Origin of the sequence: Bradyrhizobium sp. Arg816 (assembly GCF_029989365.1) — a bacterium.
Classification (GTDB): domain Bacteria; phylum Pseudomonadota; class Alphaproteobacteria; order Rhizobiales; family Xanthobacteraceae; genus Bradyrhizobium.
The window spans coordinates 19,543-31,540 of record NZ_JAPRAQ010000045.1; the positions used below are offsets into that span (position 1 = coordinate 19,543).

Genomic DNA, 11,998 nt, shown 5'->3' on the forward strand with positions numbered 1-11,998 from the left:
TGAGCGGCTCAGTCGTAGTAGACGAAAAAGCGGGCTTCAACGCTCTCACGAGGGATTGCGTTCGGATATGTGTGTCGATCATCGAAGGCCGTATGAGCGGACCGCACGTTGTAATGCGTCGCTGAATCATAGCCCTTCCACATGATGAATTCATCCGCAGTCATTTCTGGGAAGTAGTACCACCGATGAGCGGGACTGTGGAAAATAGACCAGCTCTTGTGCCAACCGGGCTCGTTTCGACCGTAATCCACAACGAGCATATCCCGGTCTGGGATTGTCGATGCGTCGCAGACCGTCAAAGGGAAATCCTGCGGAGGCGGCGAGAGAACACGCCAAGCCTGAATGATCATCAATCGGGAATAGGCCGTAATCGGAATCCCCTGCTCCTGGCTCTCAGCTGCTGCAAGCACCGGACCGGCGATGGGGGCGTAATCACTGTGCGCAGTTTTGCTGATTGGAGCCATATTTGCAGGGTTGGCGCCCTGGTCGGCGCGACGAAGTACGACACCATTCCGTTTGGGCACAACCCTCGACGCCTTGAAATAGTCCTTGATGAACGGGACCATCTCTTCCAGATATCTGTCGCGCATGAGGTTTGGATCGCGCACGTCTGTACAGGAAATCTTGTGCTTGATCAGCGCAAAGCCTTCCTTGTCAAGAGACAGCTCGTCGACGATTGGGCGCGCGTTTCGAATAGTAACATCGTAGCTGACCACCGGAATACTGTAGGCTTTCGGCGCGATAGCTGCGGGAGCCGCTTCGTCGGAGGAGCGCCGAGCAAAGACAAGCTGAGCTGGCACGCCTGCCAAACGGTCACGGTCTACTCGTGCTGGTGAGGCTTGTGTCGCGTTGCCCATGGCTTTCTCCCTAGCGATACGTGTGATGTCCCAAATAATAGAGGAGAGTTGAAGCTCTAAAGAGCGAAAATCGGCCAAGGATGCATAATTTCTGCAAGGCAGCCTTTCACTTAGACTGATTTCGACATGGAACGGCTCGAAGATTTGGTCCAGGCATCAACCAAGCACCTAACGGAGGACTAGGTCATTGCGATTGACGTGTTTACTAGATGATATCAGCCTCAAGCCGGAATTGCTGCATATGCTTCAGCTGCTCCCAATTCACTTGCCTAAAGGTCGAGGCTTTTCGCAGCGAAGATTCGTGAAGATTCGTAAAGTCGCGGCGCGAGTGATGGCTCGCGATCAGCGTCAGGAGGAAGCTCTTTCTGCCCGTCCGCACCCAGCCTGGGGAGGGCAAGCCGCGGGCAAAGCCGATCCATAAAGCTCATCGCGCTCGCCATGCCAACCAACGCTCCTGGATATGCTCTCCATTGGTTTTGCCGTCGGAGCGTTTCACCGCGAGCCAGGCAGAGTCTTCCAGGACACACTTCGACGCGTTCTCTGGATTTACGCTAAGGAGCGGGATCAAATCAGCCGGCAGATACTTGAGCTGGTTTTTATTCGGCCCGGGATAGCCGGTACCTTGGGTCCATCCTGCCGCAATCTCCGCGCGATTTGCGAATGCCACAAATTTTTGCGCATTCGCAGTGTTCGGCCCTCCTTTCAGAACGGTGAGATAAGGATAGCTGAGGTAGGCACCTTCCCAGACAAATTTGATTGGCGCCCCATCGCGAATGGGGCGGACCAGACGACCATCGAACGCGGCGGTCATCGCGTATTCCCGGTTGATGAGAAGCTGAGTCGATTCACCGCCAGCGCTCCACCACTTTGTAATGTGCGGCTTGATCTCGTTCAGTTTTTGGAACGCGCTATCGAGCTTGTCGTCGGTGAGTGGCCAAATATCGTTATGAGCTAAGCCGGCGGCGAGGAGCGCAAATTGGATCGTATGTCGACCGAGCACAGCCTCAAGCCCTCGCGGTCCCGGAAACTTACTGACGTCCCAAAAATCTGCCCAGTTTTGCGGCCCCCCCTTCGGGAAGGCACGTTGGTCATAAGCGAGCACCTCTGCAAACTGGTTGATGACGACTGCATCCTCGAGACGGGCGTGTGGCGGTGTTCCCTCGAGCGCCTCCTGATCCCAGAGACTGTAATCGATCGGCACGAACATCCCGTCTTGGTGCATTGCCGGATAGTTTTGCCTCTGTATATACGCGATATCCCAGTCAATGCGGCCGGCCTGGTTCATAGCCTTGACCTGAGGCTCGGCGTTGTCGGCTGTCACGTCGATCACCTTGATACCGGTCGCCTTCGTGAACGGCTCATAGACAAAGCGTCGAAGTCCATCAGTGTAAGAACCACCCCAGCTGAAAGCGACGACTTCACCGCTGCCGGCAAGCTTTTCCTGCCCCCAAGCTGTCGTGGCCTTGGCGACCAATGGCGCCCCCAGCAACGCGGCCGCTGACTGAACCACTGAGCGTCGGCTCAAAACACATACTGATCGGTCACCAGGATCCCGCTTTGTCATGACGATTCCCTCGATTGCTGAACTGCATAAGCATTAGGCGTAGGATCGTGATCCGGATACGCGCACAAAAACTGCGAAATATCTGAGTTATTCGCTGTTTTAGACACAAATCGGCATTTCTTTGCAGTTTTTATGCGCCGCGCGTGACTAGTCGCATTTCATCCGGCGGGCTGCAAGGCGGGTGCCCGTTAATTTGGTCCGCCCTTGTAGCGGTCCCCGAGCCGTATGACTCGAAGAGCGAGGTAGAGATTCTCGTGCTGCGCGCCACCGAGCTTTGTGCCGACAGAGAGCGGGTCCACCAGGATCGACTGCAACAGCCTTCTGATTGATGCGTCCTGCAGCAATCAATAACCACGCCGCAAATCGACGACGTTCTTCAACGGCTGTCCTTCCAGGAAACGTTCGATATTATCGGCGAAGGTCGGGAACACCCGCTCGATGTAGCTTGTCGCATTTCCGGCGACATGCGGCGTTGCAATTACATTCGCCATATCCCAGAGCGGGCTGTCAGTTGGCAGCGGCTCGCGCTCAAACACGTCAAGCATCGCACCGGCGATCGTGCCTGACCGGAGAGCCTCGATCAGTTCGGCCTCAGCAATGACGTTGCCCCGGGCGATATTGATCAGAAAGGCATCACGCCGCATGCATGCGAACTCGGCCGCACCGATGAGACCGATCGTCTCCGCCGTCGCCGGCACGGCAAGGACGACGAAATCACAGAGCGGTAGCAACTGTTGCAGTGCATTGGGGGCGAACAGCCTATCTACACCTTCGACCGGAACGGAAGTATCCCGCTTCGAGCCCAAAACCGTCATTCCCGCGCTCTTCGCGCGGCGGGCAATAGTAGCTCCGGTAGACCCCAGCCCAATGACCCCGAGCGCTTTGTCGGCTAACGGCGCCACGTTGCGGGGATTCCATTTTCGTTCCCCCTGTTCGCACCAAAAGTTGCGGAAATCCCAATGCAGCATCCCCACGCCAGCCATGACGTAATCTGCAATAAGGTCGCCATTGATGCCTCGCGCGTTCGTAACCGTGAGATGAGCTGCTTTGTCCCGGATCGGGAACATAGAGTCGACCCCGGCACCGGTGCACTGAAACCAGCGCAGCTTCTTAGCCTGCTCAAAGAACTCAACCGGGAAGTGAAAGGCTAGCAGAGCGTCGGCTTCACCAATGTAGCGCTCGAGCTGGCCGCGGTCTGGTGCTATGATCGGGCGAACTTGCGGGAAGCGCTCTCGTATGAGCCGCGCATACGTCTCGGCTGCAGGATGGTTGAGAACAATCGTAAGGGCGGGGCTTTGGCCAGTCATGTTAATCTCTATCGCCGTAGGTGAGCGGTCACTGCGCATGCTGAATTAAGTGATAGGCCACTACTCTGTCAGAATGGTAGCATCGGTTACAGCCCACGCGGCGACGCAGGCGGCGCCGATCTGGGGCATTGTTTGGACCCCGATGTTCAACATCTTCGATTTCAGCTGCACAGATATTTGAGCTGGTTTATCAGCAGTAAACTTGATCGGCACCCCCTTGCCCATCGCACTGATCGCGCGGCCATCGTACATGCCGGTCGCCGCATATTCTCCGTTGATCAGGAGTTGCGGTGCTTCTCCACCCGCAGCCCACCATTTAGCAACATGCGGCTTGATCTCGCTGAGCTTGTCGAACGCGTGATCGAGCTTGTCGCCGGTGAGAGGCCAGATATCCTTGGAGGCGAGGCCGGCGGCGAGAAGTGCCGCCACGTAGTTGAACTTAGCCTCGGTCGCGTAGAGTCCTCGCGGTCCCGGGAAATTATTGACGTTCCAGAGGTCCGCCCAATTTTTCGGACCACCATTTGGAAAGGCGCGCTGGTCATAAGCGAGCACCATCGAGTACGAGTATGCGATAGTCGCGTCTTTGCGACGAGCCTGCGGCGGCAAGCCCTCGACCGACTCTGCATCCCAAAGGGCATATTCGATTGGCGCGAACATCCCGGCTTCACTCATGTCCGGATAGGCCGGACCCAAGCTTGTCATATCCCAGCCGATGCGCCCAGCCTTGTTCATCGCCTTGATCGAGGCATCGGCATGGCCGCCCGTTACATCAACGACCTTGATGCCGGTCGCCTTCGTGAATGGATCGAAGACATATCGCCGAATTTCTTCGGTGAAAGAGCCGCCAAAGCTGAAATAGACGACTTCGCCGCTGCCAGCGAGCTTGTCCTGCGCCGAGGCCATCGTGCTCTTGACCACGAACGGTACGCTGAGCAAGGCCGCCGTTGATTGAAGGAGCGACCGTCGGCTCAGACCACAGAGTGATTGATGAGTAGAAGCGCGTTTGCTCATAACCTTCCCCGTTCCTTCAGCAGCATGTTTTTTGCACATATTCATTTAGGACCGACCGCACACACGTTCGAGATCTGCGCAAGGTACCTAAAAGACTGCGTCACAATTCGGCCGACTGGGTGCCAGGTGATGTGCTCGAACATCACCTCGCATGCGCAACGAGAAAGGGTGTACCTAATCAGACTGGCGGGGTGACAGATTTAGAGATCAGTTCGGCCTGCTGTCGAAAAGGCGTTGCGCGCAGCCGAGTGCCATTCCCGGATTCGACGTTACGCAACTTGCGTCCTCCCACTCCTCTTTTGCTCCGATCTTACTTCGGCCATGAAATCGAAATCCCCGATTATGGACCTGCCATGGCCGAAATTCTGCATCTGCGCGCTGATTTTTGCGCGAAAAAAGAACTCGACCGCGGGGATGAATCGCCCGGTCGAAGGCGCGTGCCTGCGGCTTGCGGCTGTCGAACTACGGCATCACCGGCTCGCCCGGAGAGCATTTTGGTTCGTGCTACAGTTTTCCACCATCCCCGATGCACCTTCTCGTGTCCCCAAATTCGTGGCTATTTGGTTGCCCGTCATCCGATGGTGGCGCAATCCCTCGATTCTCTGATCGATCGCAATTCGGGGGACTGGGTTGACGGCGTGGCAGCGATGAAGATCCATCAGAGTCAGCCCCTCGACGCCTTCAATGGACTTCCGTGCGGCCCGCGGACTCCGGACAACCACCCTTGGTCCGTAGACTCTGTTCGCATAGACGATGTGCCTGCTACGGCACGCAGCGTGCTAGCGGGTGGCGCTCGACTGTGACGCTCGCCATGATCTCACAATGTCGCCCGAACCGGTTCCTCCAGATTCCTCGAACATCGGGAAGAACTCGCCTGCCGACCAATGAGTCCGCCCAGCGCAGCAAGCCGACGTAGGTGATGATCGGTATCGCCGAATAGCTTGTCGATCATGGCCACGCGCTTGAAATAGTGGCCCACGCGGTACTCCATCGTCATGCCAATGGCACCATGGAGCTGGATTGACTGCTGCCCAATGGCTTTCGCGGAATGACCGATTTGAACCTTGGCGGCCGAAATCGCTCGCTCGCGCTCGCTGGCATCGGTTTCGCCTACCATCATCGTGGCGTACATGGCCATCGAGCGCGATTGCTCCAATTCGATCAACATGTCGACCGCCCGATGCTGCAGCACCTGGAAGGAACCAATCGGCGACCCGAACTGCTTCCGGGTCTTGATGTAGTCGAGTGTGGTGGCTTGCATTTCGCCGAAACAGCCGACGGCTTCGGCACAGAGCGCTGCGACGGCCTCGTCTGCAACCCGCGCTATGACCGGGTAGGCCGCCGCTGGATCGCCTATGACGTCGAGCGCCTGAACGCGCACATTTTCGAGCGTGATCTCGGCCCCGCGCAGGCCGTCCTGTGTCGGGTAGCCGCGGCGGACGACGCCCGGCGCGTCACTGCGAACCGGGAAGAGGCCGATCCCATTCTTCTCCCTCGCGTCTCCTGCCGTTCGTGCGGAAACGACGATCCGATCCGCCGCCTCGCCGTGAAGGACGAGGCTCTTGACACCGTTCAGTACCCATCCATCCCCGTCCTTCTTTGCGCGCGTCTCAACGTCGAAGAGGTCGTAGCGCGACTGCGGCTCAGCGCAGGCCAAGGCCAGCTTCATTCGGCCTTGCGCAATCAGGGGGATCAGCTCGGCCTTTTGCACTTCGCTCGCCGCGCGCCGCAGTATACCGCCCGCGAGCACCACGGTCGCGAAATAGGGTTCGAGGATAAGCGCCTTGCCGAGCGCCTCCATGACGATCATCATTTCGACCGGGCCGCCGTCAAAGCCGCCATGCGCCTCTGAAAACGGCTGCCCTAGGAGTCCGAGCTCTGCATAGCGAGCCCACATCTGCTCGCTGAAGCCCCCCTGCTCCCCATGGTACTTGTGGCGGGCATCAGAGCCATAACAGTCGCGCATCAGGCGCTCGATGCTGTCTTTGAGGAGCTGCTGCTCCTCAGAAAGATGAAAATCCACTCTCGAATCCTCCCAAAATGGGCATTGTGATCAGTCCTCAAACTCTTTCAGGCCTTTCGACGCTTCAGAACCGTCCGCAAGGCCTCACAGACCGAGGACCACCTTGGCGATGATGTTCTTCTGGATTTCGTCGGAGCCGCCATAGATTGGCACTTTCCGGACGTTGAAATAAGCAGGCGCAATTGTTGCAGCCCACTCCGGACCGATCGGTGGCTCGTTATTCTGCAGATCCTCTTCTGACTGATATGGCAGCGCGTAGGGACCGACCACATCCATGAGAAGCTCCGCTATCGCCTGTTGAACTTCCGAGCCCTTGATCTTGAGAATTGAGCCAGCGGGGTCCGGCGTGCCTTTCTGCCGTTTCGATTGATTGGTGAGCGCGCGAAGCTGCGTCAGCTCAAGAGCCTTCAGCTGGATTTCGATTGCGGCGACCTTCTCGCGGAAATCGGCGCGGTCGATCAGCCGCTCACCGCCAACGCGGGTCCGCTCGGCGAGATCCTTGATGCGCTGAATACGCAACTTGGAAATGCCCACGTAGGTGATGCTGTAGCGCTCGTTGCCGAGGAGGATCTTGGCATATTCCCAGCCGCGATTCTCCTCTCCCACCAGGTTCTCAACTGGAACGCGCACGTCCTCAAAGAATATCTCGCTGACCTCATGTTCACCATCGATCAGCTTGATGGGACGCACGGTTACGCCGGGCGACGTCAGATCGATCAGCAGAAATGAGATACCTTGCTGCCGCTTCTTCGCCGCCGGATCTGTGCGCACCAGGCAAAAAATCCAGTCGGCATACTGCGCGCCCGTGATCCAGGTCTTCTGCCCGTTAACAATATAGTGGTCGTTCTCTCGGATAGCCCGCGTATTCAGAGAGGCTAGGTCGGAGCCAGCTCCCGGTTCGGAGAAGCCTTGAGCCCACCAGTCTTCGAGCGTCACGATCCGGGGCAGGAAACGCTTCTTCTGCGCCTCATTGCCGAAGGTATAGATGATCGGGCCACCTAAGTCGTAGCCGCTGCCGGCAGGCTCCGGCGCCGGGGTCTGGCTTATCTCCTCGCTGAAGATGTACTGTTTTACGGGGCTCCAGCCCGTGCCGCCATATTCAACCGGCCATTGCGGCACACTCCAGCCCTTCTCGGCGAGGATTCGCGTCCAGCGGATTTTGTCCTCCTTGCTGGGATACCTTCCGGAGATCAGCTTCTCGCGAATATCGGCAGGTACTGCGGAGCGCAAAAAAGCCCTGACCTCGTCTCTGAACGCGAGCTCGTCTTCTGTAAAGCTGAGATCCATCGTTGCTTCCTTCGGGTACAAAGCGATTTGAACAACCGGCAAAACTCATTAATAGGATGGCCCGGCGGCTGTACGGGGCGGTTGCTCTTAATGAGGGCCCGTCGAACCCTTCGCGTTTTTTCTGGTGATGAGGCAGTCGACCGCGGTCAATCCGCTCCCGTCCGCGACAAGAATGATGGGGTTGATGTCGATCTCTCCGATTTCGTCGGCGAGATCGGTACAGAGCGTGCCGAACTTAACGATGCAGTCGGCAAGCGCCTCGAGGTCGGCCTTTGCCCCGCCCCGCGCACCGCGCAGAACACTTGCCGCACGCAATTGTCCGATCTCCGCGTGGACATCGGCCGCATCAAAGGGCGGCAGCAGCACGCGCACGTCATTCAGCGCCTCAACCCAAATCCCGCCCAGGCCGACAGCGACGACGGGTCCGAATTGCGGATCAAATGTTGCACCGAGCACCAACTCAATCCCCGGCTTGGCCATGTCCTGCACAACCACGCCGGCGATTTCTGCTTTAGGTCGGTGCGAGTGGACAGAAGCCACGATCTGCTCGAAGGCTTTCGCAGCCTCCTCAGACGAACAGAGGTTGAGCGCGACGCCGCCGACATCGGTCTTGTGCACAATCTCAATTGACTCGACCTTCATCGCCACCGGGAAGGTTAGGTCCTGCGCGATGCGGGCCGCTTCACTTGGGCTCGTCGCTAGCGCTTCGCGGGTGACAGGAATGCCGTAGAGCGCAAGCAAGCGCTTCCCCTCTCGCTCCGTCAGAACGTCGCTCTTGGCTTGGCGAATAATGCGCACCGCCTCCGCATAATAGGCGCTGCGCTGGCCTCTTTGGTCGGACAGACGCCTGTTGGGCTTGCGCGTGCGCAAGAACTCGGCGTAATCAATGAGTGCCGAGAGTGCCCTCAACCCCGTCCCCGCTCCCTGCAGCAGAGGCATGCCGTCGAAATCGACCTGAGGGTCCGCCATCGCGCTTTGCGGGTCGCGCATCGTGTAAAAATGCCCCCCCACAAGGCTCATGACCGGAAAGACCACGTCCGGCGCTGCCGCTGCGGCACGCGTCAGTGCTTGGCCGGCGCTGGAACCCATATCGAAGGACGAGGGAAAATCACCCCCGTATGCGACCACGTCGTAAGCGCCGCAGGTGGCAAGCGTTTTCAAGGATTCGTCGATGATGCGTGTGTCGTAGAACGCTTGCCCGGTGAGATCGAGCGGATTGCTGACGGTGCCGTACTCGGGAATGATAGTGCTGAGCTGCGCTTTCACCGCCGGAGGCGGCGGCGCGAAATCGATTCCGCACGCATCTGCGAGGTCGGACAGCATGCTGCCGGCGGTGCCTGACCAAGACACAAACGCGACGCGCCGGCCGCGGGGCCGCTTGGTGGTGGAGAGCGCAGCCGCGGTCTCAATCAGATCATCGGCCGTGTCGACCCGAATCACACCGAGCTTCTTCAGCACGGCATCGACAGCCATGTCCGAGCCCACCAACGATCCAGTATGCGCGAAAGCTGCACTACGAGCGCCGTCCGAGCGGCCGACCTTAATCATCACGATCGGCTTGTTGTTGTCTGCCGCACGCTCGCACGCCTTGATGAATTCCAGCGGGCGCTTGAACTGCTCGCAATAGCAGGCGATGACGCGGGTGTCCTCATCGTCCGCGAGGTAGCGAATGAAATCGGCAACGTCGACGCACGCTTCATTCCCAGTCGTGACGAGGCGCGCAATACCGATTCCCCGCGCGCACAGCGGCATGAGCAGGCCAGTGGCAAGAGTCCCGCTTTGCAGCACGAGACTGACCCCGCCGGCCTTCACGCTTGAGGGCTGACATGCCATCGCCAGCGCAACCTGTCGATTGGGGACGCTCATGAGCCCAAGGCAGTTGGGACCGACAACAGGGATGCCCGTCCGCTCGGCCCATTCGATGAGCCGGCGCTGTCTGGTGACGCCTTCGCCGCCCTCTTCAGCAAACCCGCTCGATATGATCTGGACTGCGCCAACATTAGCAGCTTCGCAATCGTCCAAGACGGCCGGGACGGCGTCGCTTCGGATGCCGACCACCGCAAGGCCGATGGGATACGGGATTGCCGCCAGGCTCGGAAAACACGGCACACCCTCGACCTGCTCGTAACGCGGATTCACTACCGCGAGTTTGCCCGAGTAGCCCCACTTCTTGAGATTCCTGACGATGCTCGTGAGATAGCCCCCTTTTGGGGAAGCTCCCACGATCACGACCGACTCGGCCCGGAAGAAGCGATCTATCGCGGCGGTTGATCGCAAGTTAGAGGTTGCGGCCATACTTCATTGTTCCTTGCTTGCAATCGTCCTTCGGTTTCGTTCTTCAACTATCCAAAAGTCGACGCCTAAAGCCCGCAAAAAGCAGCGAGGATCTGGAGAAATTCCCCACAATACGCGCATCTTCGCATCACGAAACTTGATGAACCGATCTGGACTGGATCGAACAAATCTAACGTCCGCTGTCTCGGACGTTCCAGTGCTACTCCCGAGTGGTAACGTTGCTTGCTGCCATGGCGCTGGCCATCTCGAGTGCGGCAATCTTATCCGTCGAAATGCCCCAATCCGCGAGCGTCTGGCGGCTGTCCTGCCCTGGAGACGGCGGCGGCATGCGCAGGCCAGATGCAGTACGCGAGAACCTCGGAGCCGGACTCGGGTGTCGCAGTTGGTCGAACGTGGTGTAGACGTTCCGTGCCCTCATCTGCGGGTGTGTCGGTGCTTCGTCGATCGTCAGCACCGGCGTAAGGCAGGCGTCTTGCCCCATAGCGGCAGCGCCCCATTCTTCACGAGTTCGTTCGGCGACGATTTTCGCGAATTGTTCGCGCATCTGCGGCCATGCCGCTCGGTCATTCTGGGCCGGAAGATTTTCCTCAGTGAGGCCCATCACTTTCAACAGATTGGCATAGAATTGCGGCTCGAGAGCGCCGACCGCTATGAACTTCGCATCCTTGGTCGCGTAGCAGCGATAGTACGGTGCGCCACCATCAAAGAAATTGTCCGACCGCCGCTCGGTCCAGCTTCCTCGCTGACGGGAGGCCTGAAATCCTGACATCAAATGCGTTACACCGTCGATCATGGCCGCGTCGATTGTCTGCCCCTTTCCCGATTGCCTAGCCTCCATTGCCGCCGCGAGGAGACCGACAATCAAGTAAAGTGAACCGCCGCCAAGATCCGCGACAAGATTGAGCGGCGGGGGTGGCGGCCGATCGGCATCGCCTAGACAGTATAGCGCGCCCGTTAACGCCAAAAAATTAATATCGTGCCCCGCCTCTTGCGCGAGCGGCCCCTCCTGCCCCCAGCCTGTCATACGTGCATACACCAGACGCGGATTGGCCGTATGGCAAACCTCCGGGCCAAGTCCCAGGCGCTCCATCACGGAAGGGCGAAACCCTTCGGTGAGGGCGTCTGCCTGCTCCACTAATTTCAATACGGTCGCTATGGCCTCAGGTTGCTTGAGATCGAGCGCTACCGATCGCTTGTTGCGATTGTAGAAATCAACCCGTGCAGTCACATCGGGTGGTGCCCCGTGCTTGGGGATACGGTCAATGCGCACCACATCGGCGCCAAGATCGCCGAGCAACGCGCCGGCGAAGGGTGCCGGGCCCAAGCCGCCGATTTCGAGTACGCGAAAACCGTCCAGAGGACCAGTCAAGGCGAAGATCCCTTTTCCCAACATTAGTCAGTCGCAGGCCGAATGCGGTCAAGCAAGCTCAATGCCGGCAATACTCGCAGTAAACACGGCTCGTTAACAGCATGCTCTCACGATCATCGAGTGTGATCGTCTACCGAAAAGGCAATGGACCGCAAAGTTACTCTGTCAGGATAGTTGCATCGCTTGCGGCCCACGAGGCGACGCAGGCAGAGCCGATCTGGGGCATCGTTCCGACCGCGATGTTCAACATCTTCGATTTCAGCTGCAATCCGGAATCGCTGCGGA

At 58.5% G+C, this 11,998-nt stretch carries 8 protein-coding genes; all 8 read right to left on the reverse strand.

Translation table 11 applies throughout. From position 1 onward, the window contains the following. Positions 1-8 precede the first annotated feature (8 nt). Entirely contained in the window at positions 9-857 is an 849-nt protein-coding gene (locus tag OWC48_RS44560) for a CmcJ/NvfI family oxidoreductase (RefSeq protein WP_282525716.1), read from the reverse strand. A gap of 424 nt (positions 858-1,281) precedes the next feature. After that, positions 1,282-2,331: an ABC transporter substrate-binding protein gene (locus OWC48_RS44565; RefSeq protein ID WP_282525717.1), complete on the reverse strand. Its 1,050-nt coding sequence runs from the start codon at positions 2,329-2,331 to the stop codon at positions 1,282-1,284. Between the two features lie 434 nt (positions 2,332-2,765). Next, positions 2,766-3,728 (reverse strand): D-2-hydroxyacid dehydrogenase, encoded by a 963-nt coding sequence (locus tag OWC48_RS44570; RefSeq protein WP_282525718.1) that lies wholly within the window; start codon positions 3,726-3,728, stop codon positions 2,766-2,768. 60 nt (positions 3,729-3,788) lie between these two features. Then, a complete protein-coding gene (locus OWC48_RS44575; RefSeq protein WP_282525719.1) occupies positions 3,789-4,739 on the reverse strand; it encodes an extracellular solute-binding protein in 951 nt (316 codons plus the stop codon). 817 nt (positions 4,740-5,556) lie between these two features. Beyond that, the gene (locus OWC48_RS44580; protein WP_282525720.1) at positions 5,557-6,762 is read right to left on the reverse strand and encodes an acyl-CoA dehydrogenase; all 1,206 of its coding nucleotides are present in this window, start codon (positions 6,760-6,762) and stop codon (positions 5,557-5,559) included. A gap of 84 nt (positions 6,763-6,846) precedes the next feature. After that, positions 6,847-8,049: an acyl-CoA dehydrogenase family protein gene (locus tag OWC48_RS44585; RefSeq protein ID WP_282525721.1), complete on the reverse strand. Its 1,203-nt coding sequence runs from the start codon at positions 8,047-8,049 to the stop codon at positions 6,847-6,849. Between the two features lie 87 nt (positions 8,050-8,136). Further along, on the reverse strand, positions 8,137-10,344 hold the full coding sequence (locus OWC48_RS44590) for an acetate--CoA ligase family protein (RefSeq protein WP_282525722.1): 2,208 nt from the start codon (positions 10,342-10,344) through the stop codon (positions 8,137-8,139). 199 nt (positions 10,345-10,543) lie between these two features. After that, complete coding sequence (locus OWC48_RS44595; RefSeq protein WP_282525723.1) at positions 10,544-11,713, reverse strand: CaiB/BaiF CoA-transferase family protein; 1,170 nt, start codon at positions 11,711-11,713, stop codon at positions 10,544-10,546. Positions 11,714-11,998: the final 285 nt, after the last annotated feature.

What these genes read in the sequence shown, in the direction of transcription:
- OWC48_RS44560 (WP_282525716.1), bottom strand. Translation starts at nt 857, where the DNA reads ATGGGCAACGCGACACAAGCCTCACCAGCACGAGTAGACCGTGACCGT.
- OWC48_RS44570 (WP_282525718.1), bottom strand. Translation starts at nt 3,728, where the DNA reads ATGACTGGCCAAAGCCCCGCCCTTACGATTGTTCTCAACCATCCTGCA.
- OWC48_RS44575 (WP_282525719.1), bottom strand. Translation starts at nt 4,739, where the DNA reads ATGAGCAAACGCGCTTCTACTCATCAATCACTCTGTGGTCTGAGCCGA.
- OWC48_RS44585 (WP_282525721.1), bottom strand. Translation starts at nt 8,049, where the DNA reads ATGGATCTCAGCTTTACAGAAGACGAGCTCGCGTTCAGAGACGAGGTC.
- OWC48_RS44590 (WP_282525722.1), bottom strand. Translation starts at nt 10,344, where the DNA reads ATGGCCGCAACCTCTAACTTGCGATCAACCGCCGCGATAGATCGCTTC.